At 62.1% G+C, this 20,970-nt stretch carries 18 protein-coding genes; 6 read left to right on the top strand and 12 right to left on the bottom strand.

Annotated features, from left to right (window positions below):
- Positions 1-7: 7 nt before the first annotated feature.
- On the bottom strand, positions 8-694 hold the full coding sequence (locus SB772_RS23560) for an orotate phosphoribosyltransferase (protein WP_410835612.1): 687 nt from the start codon (positions 692-694) through the stop codon (positions 8-10).
- A 377-nt stretch (positions 695-1,071) separates the two neighbouring features.
- On the opposite strand from SB772_RS23560, the gene SB772_RS23555 reads away from it, so the two are divergent.
- Together SB772_RS23555 and SB772_RS23550 are read left to right on the top strand one after the other, a co-directional pair.
- Positions 1,072-2,304, top strand: a complete 1,233-nt coding sequence (locus tag SB772_RS23555; RefSeq protein ID WP_410835611.1) for an MFS transporter — start codon at positions 1,072-1,074, stop codon at positions 2,302-2,304.
- Positions 2,305-2,595: 291 nt separating this feature from the next.
- The gene (locus SB772_RS23550; RefSeq protein ID WP_410835610.1) at positions 2,596-4,878 is read left to right on the top strand and encodes an NADP-dependent malic enzyme; all 2,283 of its coding nucleotides are present in this window, start codon (positions 2,596-2,598) and stop codon (positions 4,876-4,878) included.
- Positions 4,879-5,016: 138 nt separating this feature from the next.
- On the opposite strand, the gene SB772_RS23545 is transcribed toward SB772_RS23550, so the two are convergent.
- Positions 5,017-8,613: an indolepyruvate ferredoxin oxidoreductase family protein gene (locus SB772_RS23545; protein ID WP_410835609.1), complete on the bottom strand. Its 3,597-nt coding sequence runs from the start codon at positions 8,611-8,613 to the stop codon at positions 5,017-5,019.
- A 358-nt stretch (positions 8,614-8,971) separates the two neighbouring features.
- Between SB772_RS23545 and SB772_RS23540 the strand changes: the two genes are divergently transcribed.
- On the top strand, positions 8,972-9,169 hold the full coding sequence (locus SB772_RS23540) for a hypothetical protein (RefSeq protein WP_410835608.1): 198 nt from the start codon (positions 8,972-8,974) through the stop codon (positions 9,167-9,169).
- A 133-nt stretch (positions 9,170-9,302) separates the two neighbouring features.
- Here the strand turns inward: SB772_RS23540 and hppD are convergent, their stop codons facing one another.
- The gene (gene hppD / locus SB772_RS23535) at positions 9,303-10,400 is read right to left on the bottom strand and encodes a 4-hydroxyphenylpyruvate dioxygenase (RefSeq protein WP_410835607.1); all 1,098 of its coding nucleotides are present in this window, start codon (positions 10,398-10,400) and stop codon (positions 9,303-9,305) included.
- 152 nt (positions 10,401-10,552) lie between these two features.
- Here hppD and SB772_RS23530 point away from each other — a divergent pair, with 152 nt between their 5' ends.
- Positions 10,553-11,050 carry an Lrp/AsnC family transcriptional regulator gene (locus tag SB772_RS23530; RefSeq protein ID WP_410835606.1) on the top strand — a complete coding sequence of 166 codons (498 nt, stop codon included), beginning with the start codon at positions 10,553-10,555 and terminating at the stop codon, positions 11,048-11,050.
- An 87-nt stretch (positions 11,051-11,137) separates the two neighbouring features.
- Here SB772_RS23530 and SB772_RS23525 read toward each other — a convergent pair whose 3' ends face one another.
- The 8 genes from SB772_RS23525 to paaA form a co-directional block, all read right to left on the bottom strand.
- Positions 11,138-11,806 carry a GNAT family N-acetyltransferase gene (locus SB772_RS23525; RefSeq protein ID WP_410835605.1) on the bottom strand — a complete coding sequence of 223 codons (669 nt, stop codon included), beginning with the start codon at positions 11,804-11,806 and terminating at the stop codon, positions 11,138-11,140.
- Between the two features lie 232 nt (positions 11,807-12,038).
- Entirely contained in the window at positions 12,039-12,647 is a 609-nt protein-coding gene (locus SB772_RS23520; RefSeq protein WP_410835604.1) for a TetR/AcrR family transcriptional regulator, read from the bottom strand.
- Positions 12,648-12,661: 14 nt separating this feature from the next.
- Positions 12,662-13,474: a DUF1835 domain-containing protein gene (locus SB772_RS23515; protein ID WP_410835603.1), complete on the bottom strand. Its 813-nt coding sequence runs from the start codon at positions 13,472-13,474 to the stop codon at positions 12,662-12,664.
- Positions 13,475-13,624: 150 nt separating this feature from the next.
- Entirely contained in the window at positions 13,625-14,713 is a 1,089-nt protein-coding gene (paaE, locus tag SB772_RS23510; protein ID WP_410835602.1) for a 1,2-phenylacetyl-CoA epoxidase subunit PaaE, read from the bottom strand.
- Between the two features lies 1 nt (position 14,714).
- Positions 14,715-15,257, bottom strand: a complete 543-nt coding sequence (gene paaD / locus SB772_RS23505) for a 1,2-phenylacetyl-CoA epoxidase subunit PaaD (protein ID WP_410835601.1) — start codon at positions 15,255-15,257, stop codon at positions 14,715-14,717.
- Between the two features lie 21 nt (positions 15,258-15,278).
- Positions 15,279-16,082: a 1,2-phenylacetyl-CoA epoxidase subunit PaaC gene (gene paaC, locus SB772_RS23500; protein ID WP_410835600.1), complete on the bottom strand. Its 804-nt coding sequence runs from the start codon at positions 16,080-16,082 to the stop codon at positions 15,279-15,281.
- A gap of 8 nt (positions 16,083-16,090) precedes the next feature.
- Positions 16,091-16,375 (bottom strand): 1,2-phenylacetyl-CoA epoxidase subunit PaaB, encoded by a 285-nt coding sequence (gene paaB, locus SB772_RS23495; protein WP_007179854.1) that lies wholly within the window; start codon positions 16,373-16,375, stop codon positions 16,091-16,093.
- Positions 16,376-16,468: 93 nt separating this feature from the next.
- Positions 16,469-17,467: a 1,2-phenylacetyl-CoA epoxidase subunit PaaA gene (gene paaA / locus SB772_RS23490; RefSeq protein ID WP_410835599.1), complete on the bottom strand. Its 999-nt coding sequence runs from the start codon at positions 17,465-17,467 to the stop codon at positions 16,469-16,471.
- Between the two features lie 214 nt (positions 17,468-17,681).
- Between paaA and SB772_RS23485 the strand changes: the two genes are divergently transcribed.
- Entirely contained in the window at positions 17,682-19,307 is a 1,626-nt protein-coding gene (locus SB772_RS23485; RefSeq protein ID WP_410835598.1) for an NAD(P)/FAD-dependent oxidoreductase, read from the top strand.
- 73 nt (positions 19,308-19,380) lie between these two features.
- Positions 19,381-20,649, top strand: a complete 1,269-nt coding sequence (locus tag SB772_RS23480) for an SGNH/GDSL hydrolase family protein (RefSeq protein WP_410835597.1) — start codon at positions 19,381-19,383, stop codon at positions 20,647-20,649.
- Positions 20,650-20,758: 109 nt separating this feature from the next.
- Here the strand turns inward: SB772_RS23480 and SB772_RS23475 are convergent.
- A partial coding sequence (locus SB772_RS23475) for a hypothetical protein (RefSeq protein ID WP_410835596.1) occupies positions 20,759-20,970 on the bottom strand: 212 nt, incomplete at its 5' end.

Here is a 20,970-nt window from a genome sequence, read left to right as displayed (position 1 = left end):
CTGCAGCTTACTGCGGCGTCGAGGTCGCGCCGCCGTGCGCCGCCGACCATTCAGCCGGAGCGTGAAGGAATTTTTCCACTTCGTCGAGCGTCTTGGCGTCGAAGTAACCCGCTTGCTTGGCGACGCGCAGGACGTCCCACCACGTGGCAAGCGCGTGCAGATCGACGTCGATGTCTTTCAGCACCGACACGCTTTCCTTGAAGATGTTGTAGTGGAACAGCACGAAGCAGTGGTTCACCGTGGCGCCGGCAGTGCGCAGCGCGTTGATGAAGTTGATCTTGCTGCGGCTGTCGGTGGTCAGGTCTTCGACCAGCAGCACGCGTTGGCCTTCGGTCAGCAAACCTTCGATCTGCGCGTTGCGGCCGAAACCCTTCGGCTTCTTGCGCACGTATTGCATCGGCACCATCAGGCGGTCGGAGAGCCATGCCGCGAACGGGATGCCGGCGGTTTCGCCACCGGCGACCGCGTCGATCTGCTCATAGCCGACGTCGCGCAGGATGGTGGCTTCGGCCATTTCCATCAGACCGCGGCGCACGCGCGGATACGAGATCAGCTTGCGGCAGTCGATATAAACCGGGCTCGCCCAGCCGGACGTGAAAATGTACGGTTTCTCCGCGTTGAAGTGCACTGCTTGCACTTCCAGCAGCATCTTGGCGGTGGTGTCGGAGATCGTCTGGCGATCGAAGCCTGTCATGGGCGGATCCTTGGGTATGAGCGGGGGAAGGCGGGCGCGAAGCCCGGTGGCGCAGCAAGCGGCGTATGCCGCGCCGTTGTGACCGAAATGCCGGGCGGAATACGCAACCGGTCAGTGGAGTGCGGGCCGGTGTTTGCTGCGCGCGTAGCCCGTCATTTTACCCGAATTGCACCCTTCCGAGGAGGCCGTCGTGCGTGCCGGCGGCGAATGGCGGCCATAACGGTCCCGCTGAACGAGCCTTCAATCTTCTTGTTGAGCCCGCTTCGCCGCTCGCTTTTTGGCTGGCTTGTGAGCGGCCAGCCCCGCCTTTACACTCACGCGAATTTCCCGGGCGGCCGTGCGCCGATGCCGCCCCTATGGCCTACGGAACGCTTTCAATGACAGCCGCATCTTCTGCCGCCGACACCCGTGCACCCGTCAAAAGCGGCTATGCTGGCCGCGCGCTGATCGCCTCAGTGCTCGGTTACGCGATGGACGGCTTCGATTTGCTGATCCTCGGTTTCATGCTGCCGGTGATTGCCGCCGATCTGCATCTGTCGTCCGCGCAGGCCGGCTCGCTCGTCACGTGGACGCTGATCGGCGCCGTGGCCGGTGGGCTGATCTTCGGCGTATTGAGCGACTATTTCGGCCGCGTGCGTATGCTCACGTGGACGATCCTGATCTTCGCCGTGTTCACCGGCTTGTGCGCCGTGGCGCAAGGCTACGCCGACTTGCTTGCCTACAGGACGATTGCCGGGATCGGCCTCGGCGGTGAGTTCGGTATCGGTATGACGCTGGTGGCCGAAGCGTGGCCGGCTTCGCAGCGGGCGCGCGTGTCGTCGTATGTCGGGCTCGGCTGGCAACTCGGGGTGCTGGCGGCCGCGTTGTTGACGCCGCTGCTGTTGCCGGTGATCGGCTGGCGCGGCATGTTCGCGCTCGGTCTGCTGCCAGCGGTGGTGTCGTTTTTTGTGCGGCGGCGCGTCGAGGAGCCGGCGCTGTTCGCCGAGCGCGTGGCGCGCGGAATGCACAAGCTGCCGCTGAAACTGCTGGTGACGGATGCCCGCACGGCGCGCGCCAGCATCGGCGTGGCGATTCTTTGTTCGGTGCAAAACTTCGGCTATTACGGCCTGATGATCTGGCTGCCGAGCTATCTGTCGAAGACCTTCGGCTATTCGCTGACGAAGTCCGGACTGTGGACGTCCGCGACGGTTCTTGGCATGGCCTGCGGCATCTGGCTGTTCGGCATCGCCGCCGACCGCTTCGGTCGCAAGCCGACGTTCCTGTTCTACCAGGCGGGCGCCGTCGCGATGGTGTTCGTCTACGCACATCTGACGACGCCGATGGCGTTGCTGATCGGCGGCGCGGCAATGGGCGTGTTCGTCAACGGGATGATCGGCGGCTATGGCGCGCTGATCTCCGAGCTTTATCCGACCGACGCGCGCGCCACCGCACAGAACGTGCTGTTCAACGTCGGACGGGCGGTAGGCGGCTTCGGTCCGGTTGTCGTGGGCGCGCTGGCGGCACGCTATTCGTTCGGCGCCGCGCTCGTGCTGCTCGCGTCGATCTATCTGCTCGACATCTTCGCTACGCTGTTCCTGATCCCCGAACGACGCGGCGCCGCGCTCGAATGACACGCGCGCGGCAGCGGGCAAAACGCCCGCCGGATGCGGCGCTGCAGCATGGCGGCGCCCTGTTTCGCCGATGGTGAGCCGTATTAACCACTCAGTGCATCGACGCATCCGGGGTGTACACTAACCGCCCCGCGTAGCACTTTGCACCGTCTTGTCCTCCGCCGAGGTTCGACGCCGCGCCCAACCGGCGCATGCGAAAACCGCCGCAGTCGATTATCCATTCGATAGACGCAAGCGACGCCTGCGGTGCAGTGTGCCGGGCCCAATTTCTTACGTCTCGCAGGCCAAAAAATGGACGAACAACTTAAGCAAAGCGCTCTCGCATACCACCAGAATCCGAAACCCGGCAAGATTTCGGTCACGCCCACCAAGCCGCTGTCGAACCAGCTCGACCTGTCGCTCGCGTACTCGCCGGGCGTCGCCGCGGCTTGCATGGCGATCTACGATGAACCGCTCGACGCGCAGAAGTACACCTCGCGCGGCAACCTCGTCGGCGTGATCACGAACGGCACGGCCGTGCTCGGCCTCGGCAACATCGGTCCGCTCGCCGCGAAGCCGGTGATGGAAGGCAAGGGCTGTCTCTTCAAGAAGTTCGCCGGCATCGACGTGTTCGACATCGAACTCAGCGAATCCGATCCGGACAAGCTGGTCGAAGCGATCGCCATGCTCGAGCCGACTTTGGGCGGCATCAACCTCGAAGACATCAAGGCGCCGGAATGCTTCTACATCGAGAAGAAGCTCCGTGAGCGCATGAAGATTCCGGTCTTCCACGACGATCAGCACGGCACCGCGATCATCGCTTCGGCGGCGATCCTGAACGGCCTGAAAGTGGTCGGCAAGAAGCTCGACGAAGTGAAGCTGGTGTGTTCGGGCGCGGGCGCTGCGGCGATCGCATGTCTGGATCTGCTGGTGAACCTCGGCCTGTCGAAGAAGAACGTGCTCGTCGCGGATTCGAAGGGCGTCATCTACGAAGGCCGCGGCAACCTCGATCCGTCGAAGGAACGCTACGCGGCGAACACCGATGCGCGCTCGCTGGCTGACGCGATCCGCGGCGCCGACGTGTTCCTCGGCTGCTCGAGCGCCGGCGTGCTGAAGCCGGAAATGGTCGCCGAAATGGGTATGCAGCCGCTGATTCTCGCGCTGGCGAATCCGGAACCGGAAATCCGCCCGGAAGACGCGAAGAAAGTGCGTCCGGACTGCATCATCGCGACTGGCCGTTCGGACTACCCGAACCAGGTCAACAACGTGCTGTGCTTCCCGTTCATCTTCCGTGGCGCGCTGGATGTCGGCGCGACCACCATCACCGAAGAAATGAAGCTCGCGTGCGTGCGCGCCATTGCACAGCTGGCCGAAGAAACCGATCAGGGCGATGAAGTCGCCAAGGCTTACGAAGGTCACTCGCTCGAATTCGGTCCTGAATACCTGATTCCGAAGCCGTTCGATCCGCGCCTGATCATCAAGATCGCGCCGGCTGTCGCGCAAGCCGCGATGGATTCGGGTGTCGCGACTCGTCCGATCAAGGACATGGACGCGTACCGTGAAGAACTCGGCACGACCGTGTACCGCACCGGCATGGTGATGCGTCCGGTGTTCGCCGCGGCGAAGTCGGAGCCGGCGCGCATCGTGTTCGCCGAAGGTGAAGATGAGCGCGTGCTGCGTGCCGCGCAATTCGTGCTGCTGGAAAAGATCGCCAAGCCGATTCTGGTCGGCCGTCCGTCGGTGATCGAGATGCGTCTGAAGAAGATGGGCTCGAAGCTCAAGTGTGGCGAAGATTTCGAGATCGTCGATCCGGAAGACGATCCGCGCTATCAGCAATGCTGGCAGGCATACCACGAACTCGGCGCACGCGAAGGCGTGACGCCGGACGTCGCGAAGGCCGCGATGCGCAAGTTCAACACGCTTATCGGCGCGATCCTCGTGCGCCTCGGCGAAGCGGACGGCATGATCTGCGGGATGATCGGCCAGTACCACACGCATCTGAAGTTCATCGAGCAAGTGCTGGGCAAGGCGGAAAACGTGGAGAACTTCGCCGCGATGAATCTGCTGATGCTGCCGGGCCGCAATCTGTTCATCTGCGACACGTACGTGAATGAAACGCCAACCGCCGAACAGCTCGCCGACATGACGATGCTGGCATCGCGCGAGATCGAGAAGTTCGGCATCACGCCGAAGGTCGCGTTGCTGTCGAATTCGAACTTCGGCAGCACGCCGTCCGCGTCGTCGCAACGCATGGCGGCGGCGCGCAAGCTGATCACCGAACGTGCACCTTCGCTCGAGATCGACGGTGAAATGCACGGCGATGCGGCGTTGTCGGAAGTGGTCCGCAAGGCCGCGTTCCCGGGCACGACGCTGACCGGCGAAGCTAACCTGCTGATCATGCCGAACGTCGAAGCGGCGAACATCGCGTACAACCTGCTGAAGATGGTCGGCGGCGAAGGCGTGACGGTTGGCCCGTTCCTGCTGGGCGCGGAAAAGCCGGTGCACGTCCTGACGCCGGCTGCAACCGTGCGACGCATCATCAACATGACGGCAGTGGCTTCGGCCAATGCACGTAAGCGGGTGAACGCACAGTAACGCGGATGGGTTGATGGGTGAAGCGACGCCGCATCGCGGCGTTCGCAGCAAGCCTGCAAGAGAGAGGAGAGCGCCACGGAAGCGGATTCCGTGGCGTTTTTTATTTCAGACTCATGCAAGCCGATTGAGTCGGCGCGATCACGCCGCGTGTTGAGCCTTTCCTGCTTCCGGCGAGCGCCAGCGCGTCAGCAACTCGTTCCACTTGACCCGCACGCCCTTCAGATTGTTTTCCTTAACGTGGCCATAGCCGCGGATGCCGTCCGGCAGATTCGCCAGTTCGATGGCCAGTTCCCGCGTCGCCGCCGTCAGGCCGCCGATCAGTTCGCGCACCAGTGCCTCATATTCGACGATCAGCGCGCGTTCGGTGCGACGTTCCTCCGTCTTGCCGAACGGGTCGAGCGCCGTACCGCGCAGGAACTTGAGCCTGGCCAGCACGTGCATTGCGTTGAACACCCACGGACCGTACTTCTTCTTCACCAGGTGGCCATGTGCATCCTTCTTCGAGAATGTTGGCGGCGCGAGGTGGATGTGCAGCTTCCAGTCGCCTTCGAAATTCGCCTTCAGTTTTTCGATGAACGCCGGATCGCTGTACAGACGCGCCACTTCATACTCGTCCTTGTACGCCATCAGCTTATGCAGGTTCTTCGCGACGGCTTCGGTCAACGGCAACTGGCCATCGATCGAATCGAGCGCTGATTCCGCCACGCGCACTTGCGACACCAATACGCGATAACGCTCTGCGTACGCAGCGTTTTGCCATGCGGCGAGGTAGTCGGCGCGTTTGTCGATCAGCGTGCCGAGCGCCTTCGGCGTGTGCAGCGAGATGATCTTACTGCTCGCCGTTTCCGCTGCACCACGTCCTTGCGACTGCGCGAGCTTGCGCACAGCAGCCAGATCGTGCGCGGCGCGACGGCCCCATTCGAACGCCGCACGATTCTTCTCGACCTGCACGTTGTTCAGTTCGATCGCGCGCATCAACGACTGATACGTCAGCGGTACCCAGCCGCGTTGCCATGCGTAACCGAGCACGAACGGGTTCGTATAGATTGCGTCGCCGAGCAGCGCGACGGCGAAGTGATTTGCGTCGACCGTATCGACACCCTCGTCGCCGGCGCCGGCGCGCACATCCGCTTCCGTGCTGCTGCCCGGGAAGCGCCAGTCCGGGTTCTTGATGAGCTCGGCCGTCGGCGTGTGTGCGCTATTCAGCACGACGCGCGTGCGGCCCATTTGCATCCGCGAGACGCATTCGTCGCTGGCGGTGACAATTGCATCGCAGCCGATCACGAGACTGGCTTCGCCCATCGCGATGCGTGTCGCGTGGATGTCGGCCGGCTGGTTGGCGATCTGCACGTGGCTCATCACGGCGCCGCCTTTTTGCGCGAGGCCGGTGACGTCGAGTACCGTGACGCCCTTATTCTCCAGATGCGCGGCCATGCCGAGCAGCGCGCCGATCGTGACGACGCCGGTGCCGCCGACGCCCGTCACCAGTACCCCGTAAGGACGTGCAATCGACGGCAGTTCGGGTTCCGGCACCGGTGGCATCGCATCGCCGACAATGCCTGAGGCTGCCTTCGGCTTACGCAGTTGCCCGCCTTCCACCGACACAAAGCTCGGGCAAAACCCGTTTACACACGAAAAGTCTTTGTTGCAGGTCGACTGATTGATCTGGCGCTTGGTGCCGAACTCGGTATCGAGCGGCTCGACCGACAGGCAATTCGACTTCACCGAGCAATCGCCGCAGCCTTCACACACGGCCTCGTTGATCACGACGCGGCGCGCCGGATCCGGATACGTGCCGCGTTTCCTGCGACGGCGCTTTTCAGTCGCGCAAGTCTGGTCGTAGATCAGGATGGTCGTGCCGGAAATCTCGCGAAGCTGGCGCTGCACCTCATCGAGTTTGTCGCGATGATGGATGTCGATGCCCGGCGCGAGGCCGACGTTCGCGCTGTACTTCTCCGGTTCGTCCGTGACGATCACGATCTTCGTCGCGCCCTCGGCGGCAAGTTGATGCGTGATTTGCGGCACGGTCAGCACGCCGTCGACCGGCTGGCCGCCCGTCATGGCGACCGCGTCGTTATAGAGAATCTTGTAGGTGATGTTCGCTTTCGACGCGATTGCCGCGCGAATCGCGAGCAGGCCCGAGTGGAAGTAGGTGCCGTCGCCGAGGTTGGCGAACACATGCTTGTCGTTGGTGAACGGCGCCTGGCCGACCCACGCGACGCCTTCGCCGCCCATCTGGCTGAAGGTGCTGGTGCTGCGGTCCATCCACACGGTCATATAGTGACAGCCGATGCCGGCCATCGCGCGTGAGCCTTCCGGCACATTGGTCGACGTGTTGTGCGGGCAACCCGAGCAGAACCAGGGCTTGCGCTCGGCTTCGACGCGCGGCCGCGCCAGGGCTTTTTCCTTCGCTTCGATCACGGCGATACGCGTGGCGATGCGAGCGCGCACATCGGACGGCAGGTCGAATTTGTCGAGCCGCGTGGCGATCGCCTTGGCGATGATCGCGGGCGACAACTCGTAATGCGCCGGCAGCAGCCAGTTGCCCATCGGCACCGACCATTCGCCGCCCGCGCCGTCTTTTTCGTCGAACTTGCCGAACACTCGCGGACGTTGCGTATCGGGCCAGTTGTACAGCTCTTCCTTGATCGCGTACTCGAGAATCTGACGCTTTTCTTCGACCACCAGAATTTCGTCGAGGCCGCGTGCGAAGGCGTGAGCGCCTTGCGCTTCGAGCGGCCATACGCAACCGACCTTGTATAGACGGATGCCGATACGCGAACAGGTGTCGTCGTCGAGACCGAGATCGGTCAGCGCCTGACGTACGTCGAGATAGGCCTTGCCGCCCGTCATGATGCCGAAGCGCGCATGCGGCGAATCGATTTCGATGCGATCCAGTTTGTTCGCACGCACGTAGGCGAGCGCCGCGTACCACTTGTAGTCGAGAAGGCGCGCTTCCTGGACCAGCGGCGGATCCGGCCAACGGATGTTGAGGCCGCCCTCGGGCATCGCGAAGTCGTCCGGCAGAATGATTTTCGTGCGGTGCGGATCGATATCGACCGAGGCCGACGATTCGACCACGTCGGTTACGCACTTCATCGCGACCCACAGGCCGGAATAGCGGCTCATCGCCCAGCCGTGCAGGCCGAAGTCGAGATATTCCTGCACGTTCGACGGGAACAGCACCGGCAGACCGCAAGCTTTGAAGATGTGTTCGGACTGGTGCGCGAGTGTCGAGGATTTTGCCGCGTGGTCGTCGCCTGCCAGTACGAGAACGCCGCCGTGCTGTGAGGAGCCCGCCGAGTTGCCGTGCTTGAAAACGTCGCCGCTGCGGTCGACGCCCGGGCCTTTGCCGTACCACATCGAGAACACGCCATCGTATTTGGCGCTCGGGTACAGATTGACCTGCTGCGAGCCCCACACGGCGGTCGCGGCCAGGTCTTCGTTGACGCCGGGCTGGAACACGACCTGGTGTGCGGCGAGATGCTTTTGTGCCTTCCACAACGACTGGTCGAGTCCGCCGAGCGGCGATCCGCGATAACCGGAGATGAAGCCGGCGGTATTGAGTCCCGCAGTCCGGTCGCGTTCCTGCTGCAGCATCGGCAGACGCACCAGCGCCTGGATGCCGCTCATGTAGGCGCGGCCGCGTTCGAGGGTGTATTTGTCGTCGAGCGTGACGGAAGACAACGCGGCTTCGAGCGAGGCTCGCTGACCTGCGTCTAGCGGGGCATTCATTATGTGTACTCCTCCACCGAGTTTGGGATCACCAAAACTTTTTTGGACCGCCGCATCTTGTGAATGCGTAAGGCCGGGGTCGCCATATTGACGTGTTTTAAGCGATGGTAGCACTGGTGAAAACCCGCCGCTTTGGGGCAAAAATGCGGCGCTGCAACTCGATTTACGAGGCGTTGCGCCGGAATGCCTTCACCGCCGGCTAAGTGGATCTCGCCGCTGTAACAAGCTGTAAAACCTTCAAAACTGCGGAACCGAGGTTGAAATGTCTGTCTAATCCCCCACCTGTGAGCAATGTCCGCGCAACGCTCCGCATTCGGTGGAGCTTCACGGCAGCAGGGCAGTCAGAAAAGGAGTACGCATGAACAGTAGAAATATCCAGACGTTCCTGATGGTCTCGGCCGCATTCTTCGCAATGAGCGCACCAGTGCGCTCGGGCAGCGCAGGGACGCTGTCGTCGAACGCAGTCACCCGCCTAGCTCAGGTGGCGCCGGCACGCATTGCGGGGGAGCGGGTAAGGCCATCTACGAAGGCCGACGAGGAAGAGCAGAATTCGTGATGCGTCGCCGATGCGGCGTGTCGGTTGAAAATCCGGCCGTTGTCTGGATGCGAACAACGGCTTAAACGACAAAGGGCGAAGATCTTGCGATCTTCGCCCTTTTTGTCAGCAGACCGACCTTGCTAGAGAGACGTTAAGTCTTGTCCTGCACCACGCCGCGGCGGATCTGATCCAGTTCGATCGATTCGAACAACGCCTTGAAGTTGCCCTCGCCGAAGCCCTGGTTGCCCTTGCGCTGGATGATCTCGAAGAAGATCGGGCCGATCTGGTTTTCGGTGAAGATCTGCAGCAGCAGGTCATCCGGTGCGCCGTCGATCAGGATCTTGCGCTTGCGCAATTCGTCGAGCGGCTCGCCGTGGTTCGGCACGCGGCGGTCGACCAGTTCATAGTACGTGTCGATTGTATCGAGCAGCGAGATGTTCGCCGCGCGCAAGCCGTCCACCGTACGATAGATGTCGTTGCTGCCGAGCGCGATGTGCTGGATACCTTCGCCGTGATACGCGTCGAGGTATTCCTGGATCTGGCCGGCCGTCTCCGACCCTTCTTCGTTGATCGGAATGCGGATCTTGCCGCACGGCGAGGTCATTGCCTTCGACTTCACGCCCGTCACCTTCCCTTCAATGTCGAAGTAACGCACTTCGCGGAAGTTGAACAAACGCTCGTAGAACTCCGCCCATTCCTGCATGCGGCCGCGGTGGACATTGTGCGTCAGATGGTCGATATAAGTGAGGCCATGGCCGACCGGATTCGGGTTCGCGCCCGCAATCGGCTCGAAGTCGACGTCGTAAATGTCGATGTTGCCGATGCTGTTCGGCTCAGCGCCATTCTTGCCGCGCCAGCGGTCGACGAAATAGATCAGCGAGTCGCCGATGCCCTTGATCGCCGGGATGTTCAGTTCCATCGGGCCGGTTTTGTTGTCGAAGCCCCAGGCGCCTTTTTCCAGGGCCAGCTTGTAGGCCTTAGCGGCGTCCTGTACGCGGAACGCAATCGCGCAGATCGACGGGCCGTGCAGCCGCGTGAAACGCTGCGCGAACGAATCCGGTTCTGCGTTGACGATGAAGTTGATTTCGCCCTGGCGATACAGCGTCACATCTTTATGACGATGCCGCGCGACGGCCGTGAAGCCCATCTGTTCGAACAGCTTGCCGAGCGCCTTCGGATCTGGCGCGGTGTATTCGATGAATTCGAAGCCGTCGGTACCGACCGGGTTGTCCCAAGTTGAAACCTGCATTGTCTGTCTCCTAATTGCGGGGCGGCGCGCATATGGCGCGACTGAATGACGCAAGTGTAAAGGCGGACCTGCAGCGAAAACTTGCGAACTTAATCGCACGTCGATACGCTGACGCTATTTTCTAGCTCAATTTCTCGTGCGGACGGCAGAAAATGGCCAAAATAGAGATCGACGCTATCGACCGGCGTATTCTGGCGATCCTTCAGGAGAATGGCCGTTTATCGAATCAGGAGATCGCGGAGCGCGTCAACCTGTCGCCTAGCCCATGTTTGCGGCGTATTCGCAGGCTGGAGGAGAGCGGGGTGATTCGCGGTTATGTCGCGCTGCTCGATGCGCAAAAGCTTGGACTCGATCTGCTCGCCTACGTCAACGTGCGGCTGGAAAAGCGCAGCGGTCCGGCGCTCAGTCCGCGCGGCGACGCCACGCATGCCGATCTGTTCCGCGCAGCGGTGCAGACGTGGCCGGAAGTGGTCGCATGTCACGCGATGACTGGCGACATGGATTACCTGCTGCGTGTGCAGGTTGAGGATATGGCGCACTTTTCACGTTTCGTGCAGGACCAGTTGCTGCACCATCCATCTGTCATCGACGTGAAGACCAGCTTTTTGCTCGAGAAGTTCAAGGAGACGACGGCGCTGCCGATTTTGTAAGTGCCGGGCGCCACGCGCGGCAGGAAAACAAAAAGGGCGGCCTTGGCCGCCCTCTCTTTGTCATTTCCGCCCGAATTAGGCCGCCGCTTATGCTGCGGCTTCTGCCGGCAAAAACGATTCGAAAAGCTTCGATGTCTGACGTGCCTGACGCTTGAGCGCGTAGTCGAACACAGCAGCTTGCTCCTGCAGCATTTCCGCGATGATGCTCGATTGATCCGCCGGCGGCAGCGTCAGATAGGCGTCGGCTTCACCGTACGCGTATTCGATCTTCATGCCGGCCTTCTTCGCGATGTGCATCATGGTCGAATTGCGCGACAGGCAATGCATATAGAGCGTGGTGACATGCGTATTGCGGCTGCGAATGGCGGCGCGCTCGAAGAGCTTGGAGCCGATACCTTGACCGCGCACGCTTTCCAGCACCGACACGCCGAACTCGGCCGTGCGCTTATCGCCTTCGGCTGGCAGGTACGCCAGATGGCCGACGCCGGTCAGTTGCAACTGACCATTGAACACGCCGAAGACAGTGTCGCGCGTGAAATCGATTGCGCGGACGTAGTTTTCGATGACATGGTCCGGCACGATCTGACCGAAGCGCAGCAAGCGATCGTCTTCGTCGAGTGCGAGGAAGTGGGTGAGTAGCCGTTCGCGGTCGACGGCGGTGAGTTCCCGAACCAGAGCAGGCGCGCGACCAGCTGGCTGCAACGGGCAATCGTGTGCAACGATCGGCTCAGCGGCACGGGGTGTAAGCATGTTCATAGTCAGGTTCTCCTTGTGATCAAGCGGTTTGCTGCACCGCAAAAGCGATTTTAGCGGAAACGCATAGTGCGCACTAGGGAAAACCCGTATCTAAATACGAGCAGATTGCCTAAAAAGTTTGCTCCCTATTTTTATGTAATTGATTTTTATAGAAAAACAAATTGAACGAGCGTTCGTGACGAAGTGTCGCTTATCGGCGACTATTTCGTCGTAACAATGTTGCCGTGCGCAATCACGTCTGTGCTGCGCTCAATCCGTGGTCCACCATGCCGACCACCTGCTCGGCAAATTCCCGATAGCCCATCCGCCCGCCTGGCTTGAGCCAGGTGAAGGTCCAGTTGATCATGCCGAACACCATCATCGTGAGGGCGGTCTGGTTTTCGCGCGTTGCGCGCTCCGGATAGGCGCGGGCCAGTTGCCGCGCGAAAGCCGCGACCACGTCGCGCTGGCGGTTCAAAATGACCTCGCGCTGGGTGTCGACCAGATATTTGACGTCATTCAGGAGCGCGACGTGCCGGCTGTGCGACGTCTCGTACTCCGACAGAAACGCGCGGATCAATTCGGCGAATGTTTCCCGTTCCGTCAATCCACGGCGTTGGCTCGCGCCTTCTACCTCGGCGATGATCAGCATCAGCCGCTTCGTGTAACGGTCCAGCAGATCGAACAGGATCGCTTCCTTGCTGGCGTAGTAGTGATACAGGCGTGCTTTCGACGTGCCGCTCGCGGCGGCGAGGTCGGCCATCGACGTGCTCGGATAGCTGGTTTGGGCGAATTTCGCTGCGGCTAATTCGAGAATCTGGTCGCGCTGGGTTTCGTGATCGGGGGCTCGGGTGCGGGCCATAGTCGTTGATTTTATTAATGTGGGCAGGGAGTCAGGGCGGCGCACAGTTCCAGCGTGCGCCACGCGGTCGCGTCGCCGCGCAGCTTGATGCGCCGGGTCGCGGCCAGTTCGCGCAAGCGCCACAGCACAACGCTGTCGCTGACCAGAAACCAGAGTTCGGCGGTCATCAATTCGGCGGCAATCCGTGCGGCCGGCTGCCAGGTGTCGCTCGCGTGTTCGAGAATCAGCGCGTCGAGGTCGGCGAAGCTGCCACTCGTGAACGTGTTGTCGCGCCAGCGCCGCGTCTCGCCGTTCGCCTGTTTGACTTCCTGCCATTCGAGCGCGAGCCGGCTGATCCGTAGTACCGAAATCGGCGCGGCATCTGGCAGACGGGCTTGCAGCACGGTCGGCGGGAACATGCCGACGGACGTCGCGCGGTCCCTGCGGCTGTGCGCCCATGCGCCCGGATCGGTGAGGTCGCGAATCGACAGGCGCACATCGTTGACCCGCTGCGGGTTGTTACGCAAGTGATAGCAGACGCGGCGCAGCATCAGTTGATCGGACGCGCTCTCGCCGTGCCAGACCACCAGATTCGCGTCGCCGGCCGTGATCGTTTCCAGCGCCGCCGTCTGCTCGCGGAATTCTCGAAGGAAATCACGCCTTGTGTCAGCGCTGACGCGATCCCAGAAGTTTGCCCGCACGTCTGGCGCGTCGTCGATGCCGCGTAGCGGGCCGACTGCCAGATCGTCACGCAGCGCGTGCACGCGTTCGTCGCGGCCCGCCTCGTGCAGCGCAGTGCGCAGTGACTCGGCGGCGACATCGCCGTTGGTGAGGTGGATCGTGCTCATCGGCTGTGGCTTGGGCTGGCAGATAACAAAAAAGGGGCCACTCGTCGATGCGGACGATTGTCCGATCAATGAGCGGCCCCTAGTGTAAGCGGATCGCGGACCTGCTGAAAGCACTACGGCCGTCACACGTCAGCCGCGCTGTGCCCCGATTCAACGCTCGTCGTAGCTCACCACGACGCGATCGCTGATCGGATGGCATTGGCAGGTGAGCACGAAACCATCGCGAATTTCGTGTTCTTCCAATGTGTAGTTCTTTTCCATCTTGACCTCGCCTTCCAGCACCTTTGCGCGGCAAGTACAGCAGACGCCGCCCTTGCATGCATAAGGCAATGCGAGACCGGCACGCAAGCCGACGTCGAGCACGCTCACGCCCTGATACGGCAGACGCAGTTTGCGCTTCTTGCCGTCGAGGACGATTTCGAGGTCCGCGGCGGGTGTGTCGTCGGTGATGTCGACCGGCGGCACGCCGGCTTGCGGCAGCGGCGAGCCGAAGCGTTCGACGTGCACCTTCTCGGGCGGTACGCCGGCGGCTTTCAATGCGGCTTCGGCGGCATCCATCATCGGGGCGGGGCCGCAGATGAAGGCTTCGTCGATCGCATCCGCCGGCAACAGGTTCTCGATGAAGGCCGCGCATTTTTCCTGATCGAGCACGCCGTTAAACAGCTCGACGTCCTGCAGGTCGTCGGACAGCACGTGGTAAAGCACGAAGCGGTTCATGAAGCGATTCTTCAGATCTTCAAGCTCTTCCGCGAACATGATCTGATCGACGCTACGGTTGCCATATACCAGCGTGAACGTGCTGCGCGGCTCGATCTCCAGGGTCGTCTTGATGATCGCGAGCACCGGCGTGATGCCCGAGCCGCCGGAAAACGCGATGTACTGCTGGCCCTGGTCCGCGTTCAGATGCGTGAAAAAGCGGCCGTCCGGCGTCATGACGTCGATCGTGTGGCCGGGCTGCAGTGTGTCGAACGCGAAGTTCGAGAAACGCCCGCCGCGCACGCGTTTGATGCCGATGCGCAGTTCGCCGTCGCGATCGTAATCGGTGACGCCGACGCAGATCGAATACGAACGGCGCATTTCCTCGCCGTCGACGTGCGTTTTCAGCGTGACGAACTGCCCCTGCGTAAAGCGGTATTGATCGCGCAGTTCGACAGGAACTTCGAAAGCGACCGAGACGGCGTCAGCGGTTTCGGGCCGCACCTCGCGGATTCGCAGCGGGTGAAATTGCGGTGTAGCCATATCAGTATGGTTTGAAGTAGTCGAAGGGTTCGCGGCAGTCGAGGCAGCGGTACAACGCCTTGCAGGCCGTCGAGCCGAATTGCGCGAGGCGTTCGGTATGGGCCGAGCCGCAACGCGGGCAGCAGGGCGCCGGCAGGGCGCGCGGCACGAAGCGGACCACCTTTTCCCGGGACGGCGCGGTGCTGCCGCAGTTGCCGGTAGGCGGAGCGATGCCGTAGGCGCGCAGTTTTTCGCGCGCGTCCGCGGTCATCCAGTCGGTGGTCCATGCCGGCGCGAGCACAGTGGCGACCCGGTAGGGCCTGAGCTCTGCCACTTCGAGCGCATGGGCGACATCTTCCGCGATCTGCGACATGGCCGGGCAGCCGGAGTAGGTCGGGGTGATGACGACTTCCAGCGCGCCGTCGGCGGCGTGGCGCACGTCGCGCAGAATGCCGAGCTCACGAATCGACACCACCGGGATTTCCGGATCAGGCACCGTTTCGAGCACGGCCCATGCGCGTTCAAGCGCGGCGTCGGCGGTGGATATGGCGGTCGAAGTCATCATCGTCAGGTTCCGTTGAAGCGCTTACCAGGTGGCGCCGGGATGCTGGCGCGCGAGGCTCTGCATTTCGGCCAGCACGAAGCCCATGTGCTCCGAATGCTCGCCGTGCTTGCCGGTCGTGACGTGCTTCACCGCTTCGGGCAGTGTCAGCGTGGCTTCTTCGAGCGTGGCGCGCACGTCGTCGAGCCATGCCGCCTCGAGTTCCGACGTTCGCGGGCCGATCCCGGCGGCGGCGATGGTCTCCTCCACGGCGTCCACGCTGAAAAATTCACGCGTGTACGGCAGCAGATAATCGAGCGCGGCTTGTGCGCGGCGATGCGATTCGTCGGTGCCGTCGCCGAAACGGATCAGCCATTCGCCGGCGTGATGCACGTGATAGCTGGTTTCCTTGATCGATTTGGACGCGATCGCCGCGAGCTGCTCGTCCGTCGACGTGGTGAGCGCCGTCCACAGATGTGCCATCAGCGTCGAGTACAGAAAATTGCGCACGATCGTGACCGCGTAGTCCTTCTCCGCTTGCGCGGTCCCGGCGAGCGGGCCGTAATGCGGCAACTCGGCCAGCGTGTAGTTGGCGAACTCGCGTTCGGCGCGGAAGTACGCGTAGTCGTCTTCAGTGCGGCTTTTGCCGGTAAGCTGTTGCTCCAGCGAGGCGGCGTGTGTGTACAGCAGGCGCGCCTGGCCGATCAGATCGAGGCTCATGTTCGACAGCGCGATGTCTTCTTCGAGGACCGGGCCGTGGCCGCACCATTCGGAATTGCGCTGGCCGAGGATCAGCGCGGTATCCGCGAGGCGCAGCACGTATGACAGATGTTGGGGCGTGATGTCCATGGCCGCGCTTACATGTGGTTGACTTCATCGGGGAGCGTGTAGAACGTCGGGTGGCGGTAAATCTTGTCGCCAGCCGGTTCAAACAGCTCCGCCTTGTCTTCCGGCGCGGACGCCGTAATCGCCGACGACGGCACCACCCAGATGCTCACGCCTTCCTGGCGGCGCGTGTAGACGTCGCGCGCCATGCGCAGCGCCATCGGCGCGTCGGCGGCGTGCAGACTGCCGCAATGTTTGTGGTCGAGTCCCTGCTTGCTGCGCACGAAGACTTCCCAAATCGGCCATTCCTTGTTCATGCTGATCTCCTGTGTCGACCGGAGTTAGCGCTTTAGCGCTTACTCCGGTCCCATGAAAGATGGTTGCTGTTTTTTCCTGACGCGCTCGGGTTGTCAGGCGGCGTGCTGCTGCGCACGCTGGCGCTGCTTTTCGGCGTGGGCGAGGGCTGCTTCGCGCACCCAGGCGCCGTCGCCGTGTGCTTTCACGCGGGTGGCGAGGCGTTCGCGATTACATGGGCCGTCGCCATTCACGACGCGCCAGAATTCTTCCCAGTCGATGTCGCCGTAGTCGTAGTGGCCGCGTGCTTCGTTCCACTTCAGGTCCGGGTCCGGCAGCGTGACGCCGAGCACCTTGGCCTGGTCGACGGTGGCGTCGACGAATTTTTGGCGCAGATCGTCGTTGGAAATGCGCTTGATGCCCCATTGCGACGACTGATTGCTATGGATCGAGTCTTTGTCGCTCGGGCCGAACATCATCAGCACCGGCCACCACCAGCGGTTCACGGCCTGCTGGACCAGCTCGCGTTGTGTTTCGGTGCCGCTCATCATCGACATCAACGCGTCGAAACCCTGGCGCTGATGAAACGACTCCTCCTTGCAGATGCGGATCATCGCGCGGGCGTAGGGGCCGTAGGTGCAGCGGCACAGTGGAATCTGGTTCATGATCGCGGCGCCGTCGACCAGCCAGCCGATCACGCCGACGTCCGCCCACGTGGGCGTCGGGTAATTGAAGATGCTCGAATATTTGGCTTTGCCCGAGTGCAGTGCGGCGATCAACTGATCGCGCGACACGCCGAGCGTTTCGGCCGCGCTATATAGATAGAGGCCGTGGCCGCTTTCGTCCTGCACTTTGGCGAGCAGGATCGCCTTGCGCTTCAGGCTGGGCGCGCGCGTGATCCAGTTGCCTTCCGGCAGCATGCCGACGATCTCGGAATGCGCGTGCTGCGAGATTTGCCGCACCAGCGTTTTGCGGTAGGCCTCAGGCATCCAGTCCTGCGGCTCGATCTTGCCGTCGGCGGCCATGACGGCATCGAACTGAGCCTGCTCGGGCGCGCTCGCGCCCGCATCGAGCGGGGCGACATTGCCGGGGATATCCAGGGATTGCGTGTACATGGGGACGCTCTCAGCGGAAGTTGTCTGTGTTTGCGCAGTATAAGCCAACCGACCGGTCGGTTAATAAATTTTTTAAGATGAAGTGCGTGCCTCGATAGAGGATGGCGGGTTTCACACGACGCGTTTAGCGACGGCCGCCGCCCCGCGCCGGCGCATAACCTATAAAATTGCGAATTGGCCGCGATTTGCGGCCTTCCTGCATCTCCCGGTACTCATGCTACGTCTAAGCGAAATCAAACTCCCGCTCGACCATCCCGAAAGCGATCTCGAAGCAGCGATCCTCGCGCGCCTCGCAGAACTCGGCGTGGCTGCGGACGGCCTCCTCCGATACACCGTGTTTCGCCGTGCGCACGATGCGCGCAAGCGCGCCGACATCAAGCTGACGTATATCGTCGATGTCGAGGTGAACGATGAGGCGGCCGCGCTGAAGCGGCTCACCGCCGTCCCGCACTGCGGCGTGACGCCGGATATGACGTACCATTTCGTCGCCAAAGCGCCGACACAATTGACCACGCTGCGCCCTGTCGTGATCGGCATGGGCCCGTGTGGCCTGTTTGCCGGCTTGATCCTCGCGCAAATGGGTTTCCGGCCGCTCATCCTGGAGCGCGGCAAGGCCGTGCGCGAGCGCACCAAGGATACTTTCGGCCTGTGGCGCAAATCGGTGCTGAATCCCGAATCGAACGTGCAGTTCGGCGAAGGCGGCGCGGGGACGTTTTCGGACGGCAAGCTTTATAGCCAGATCAAGGATACGAAGCACTACGGCCGTAAGGTGCTCGAAGAATTCGTCCGGGCGGGCGCGCCGGAGGACATCCTTTATCTGAGCCGGCCGCATATCGGCACGTTCCGGCTCGTCAGCATGGTCGAAAAGATGCGCGCGACCATCCATGGACTCGGCGGAGAGGTTCGATTCGAGACGCGGGTCGACGATATCGAGATCGATCAGGGCAAAGTGCGCGGGCTGAAGTTGTCGACCGGCGAAACCTTGCGCTGCGATCACGTGGTGCTGGCGGTCGGCCATAGCGCGCGGGACACCTTCCAGATGCTGCACGATCGCGACGTCTATCTTGAAGCGAAGCCGTTTTCGCTTGGTTTCCGGATCGAGCATCCGCAGGGTTTGATCGATCGCAGCCGTTTCGGCAAGTTCGCCGGCCACAAGCAGCTGGGCGCCGCCGACTATAAGGTGGTGCATCACTGTAGCAACGGGCGCACGGTCTATAGCTTCTGTATGTGCCCGGGCGGCACTGTCGTGGCGGCGACTTCCGAGCCTGGCCGCGTGGTCACTAATGGCATGAGCCAGTACTCGCGGGCGGAGCGCAATGCAAACGCGGGGATCGTTGTCGGCATTACGCCGGACGATTATCCGGGCGGCCCGCTCGCCGGCATCGCCTTTCAGCGTAAGTGGGAAGAGCGGGCGTTCGAGTTGGGCGGCGGGAATTATCAGGCGCCGGGTCAACTGGTCGGCGACTTTATCGCTGGCCGGCCGTCCAAATCGCTGGGTTCGGTGGTGCCGTCATACAAGCCTGGCGTACATCCGACCGATCTCAGCACCGCGTTGCCCGATTACGTGATCGATGCGATTCGCGAAGCGCTGCCGCAGATGGACAAGAAGATTGCCGGATTTGCAATGCATGACGCCGTGCTCACGGGCGTTGAGACGAGGACGTCGTCGCCGATTCGGGTGCGTCGCCGGGACGATTATCAGAGTATGAATGTCGAGGGGCTGTATCCGGCCGGGGAAGGCGCGGGGTATGCCGGCGGAATCTACTCGGCAGCGATCGACGGGATCGAGGTGGCCGAAGCATTGGCGTTGAAGATGACCGGGGCGCAGGCCGCCGCCTGAGCGGGGCGAGGCGACCGCGCTGACCGGGGGTGATCGGGCACAATGCACGTTTTGCCTCGAACCGACCACCCGAATGACCATTCGCATCCTGGCCGCCGCATGTGGCGCGGCGCTGCTGTCCCAATTTGCTGTTTCCCCGACTGCTTTCGCCGCCGACGCCCCAGCGCACTGGGTCACCACCTGGGCGACGGCGCTGCAACCGATTCCCCAGCGAGCGGATTTGTCGCCGTTGTACCTGGCACCGGAGGTGGCGGGGCGTACGGTTCGCCAGATCGTCTACCCGACGCTGTCGGGAAAATCCGCACGAATCCATCTCAGCAACGAGTACGGTAAGACGCCGCTGGTCATCGACGATCTGCGGATCGCGCGCTCGACTGGCGGTGCAGCGGCGCAAGGCAATGGCGGCGCGCGCGTGACATTTGGCGGCAGGGCCGCAGTGAGTATCCCGGCCGGCGGCGAGTTGGATAGCGATCCGGTGGCGATCGACATCGCTGAAGGCGCGCCATATGCGATCAGCGCGTTCATGGGGCCGGAGCAGCGAATCGTTGCATGGCATAGGGTATCCAGCCAGGTGAACTACGTTTCTGCACCGGGCAATCACACCGCCGACCCTTCCGCCGATTCATTTCGTGGCCGTTTTACGCACTACGTCTGGATGACCGGCTTGTCGGTAGAGGCGCCTGCATCGGCTACCGTTGCGGCGATCGGCGATTCGATTACCGACGGCATGCGCTCCAGCGTCAATCAGAATCGTCGCTGGCCGGACGCGCTGGCACGCCGGGTCGCCAGCACCAGTGATCGGTCGACTGCGATCGTCAATCTCGGTATCAGCGGCAACCGTTTGCTTAGCGACTCCCCTTGCTACGGCGACGCGCTCGTCAAGCGCTTCGATCGCGACGTACTCGAACACCCGGGCGTCAAGACGGCGATTCTGCTGATCGGCATCAACGACATTAACTTTGCAGAGATGCCTGCTCACCGTGGTCTCGACTGCGATTTCCCGCATACCTCAGTGACGGCCGCTGATCTGATTGCCGGCTATCAAAGGGTGATCGCCGCCGCACGGCAACGCGGCGTGAAAGTATTCGGCGCGACGCTAACGCCGGCATCCTTGCCGGCGCCGCGCGAAAGTATTCGGCTTGCCGTCAACCAGTGGATCCGAACCAGCCGCGCGTTCGACGGCGTGGTGGATTTCGACGCCGCGCTGCGCGACGCGGCACAGCCGGAACGTCTGCAACGAGCCTACGATAGCGGCGACCATATCCATCCCAGCGATACAGGCTACGCAGCAATGGCTCAGGCGGTCCCGCTGGACGCCGTGGTGAATTCAACCCGGAAATGACTCGCCAAAAAATATCTTCGTCAAACCCTTGTCACATTGCTGATATTCGCCTATTATTCGGCTCCTCGTTTGCGAACGAGCGCCGTTGCAGAAACCAGCGGCCGTAGCGTCAACAAGGTTTTAAGCGAAAGCGGAAAAAGTTGTTGACGAAACGAAAAAGAGTCTTCATAATCTCGTTTCTCTGCTGCAGATGCAGCGACGCAGAACGAAGCGGTGCCGGGTTGTGAAGTTGATGCAGCGCGGCGCGGGTTCGGTAGTGAATGCGGAACCGATCTTTAAAAATTAACAGCCGATAAGTGTGGGCGCTTGATGCGCGACGCG

Source organism: Paraburkholderia sp. SIMBA_030 (assembly GCF_046535245.1).
Classification (GTDB): domain Bacteria; phylum Pseudomonadota; class Gammaproteobacteria; order Burkholderiales; family Burkholderiaceae; genus Paraburkholderia.
Note: the sequence above shows the minus strand (reverse complement) of the source record. Positions and strands in the feature narration are given on the sequence as shown.

Excerpts from the sequence above, each read along its gene's own strand:
- SB772_RS23560 (WP_410835612.1), bottom strand. The coding sequence starts at position 694 with ATGACAGGCTTCGATCGCCAGACGATCTCCGACACCACCGCCAAGATG.
- SB772_RS23555 (WP_410835611.1), top strand. The coding sequence starts at position 1,072 with ATGACAGCCGCATCTTCTGCCGCCGACACCCGTGCACCCGTCAAAAGC.
- SB772_RS23550 (WP_410835610.1), top strand. The coding sequence starts at position 2,596 with ATGGACGAACAACTTAAGCAAAGCGCTCTCGCATACCACCAGAATCCG.
- SB772_RS23545 (WP_410835609.1), bottom strand. The coding sequence starts at position 8,613 with ATGAATGCCCCGCTAGACGCAGGTCAGCGAGCCTCGCTCGAAGCCGCG.
- SB772_RS23540 (WP_410835608.1), top strand. The coding sequence starts at position 8,972 with ATGAACAGTAGAAATATCCAGACGTTCCTGATGGTCTCGGCCGCATTC.
- hppD (WP_410835607.1), bottom strand. The coding sequence starts at position 10,400 with ATGCAGGTTTCAACTTGGGACAACCCGGTCGGTACCGACGGCTTCGAA.
- SB772_RS23530 (WP_410835606.1), top strand. The coding sequence starts at position 10,553 with ATGGCCAAAATAGAGATCGACGCTATCGACCGGCGTATTCTGGCGATC.
- SB772_RS23525 (WP_410835605.1), bottom strand. The coding sequence starts at position 11,806 with ATGAACATGCTTACACCCCGTGCCGCTGAGCCGATCGTTGCACACGAT.
- SB772_RS23520 (WP_410835604.1), bottom strand. The coding sequence starts at position 12,647 with ATGGCCCGCACCCGAGCCCCCGATCACGAAACCCAGCGCGACCAGATT.
- SB772_RS23515 (WP_410835603.1), bottom strand. The coding sequence starts at position 13,474 with ATGAGCACGATCCACCTCACCAACGGCGATGTCGCCGCCGAGTCACTG.
- paaE (WP_410835602.1), bottom strand. The coding sequence starts at position 14,713 with ATGGCTACACCGCAATTTCACCCGCTGCGAATCCGCGAGGTGCGGCCC.
- paaD (WP_410835601.1), bottom strand. The coding sequence starts at position 15,257 with ATGATGACTTCGACCGCCATATCCACCGCCGACGCCGCGCTTGAACGC.
- paaC (WP_410835600.1), bottom strand. The coding sequence starts at position 16,082 with ATGGACATCACGCCCCAACATCTGTCATACGTGCTGCGCCTCGCGGAT.
- paaB (WP_007179854.1), bottom strand. The coding sequence starts at position 16,375 with ATGAACAAGGAATGGCCGATTTGGGAAGTCTTCGTGCGCAGCAAGCAG.
- paaA (WP_410835599.1), bottom strand. The coding sequence starts at position 17,467 with ATGTACACGCAATCCCTGGATATCCCCGGCAATGTCGCCCCGCTCGAT.
- SB772_RS23485 (WP_410835598.1), top strand. The coding sequence starts at position 17,682 with ATGCTACGTCTAAGCGAAATCAAACTCCCGCTCGACCATCCCGAAAGC.
- SB772_RS23480 (WP_410835597.1), top strand. The coding sequence starts at position 19,381 with ATGACCATTCGCATCCTGGCCGCCGCATGTGGCGCGGCGCTGCTGTCC.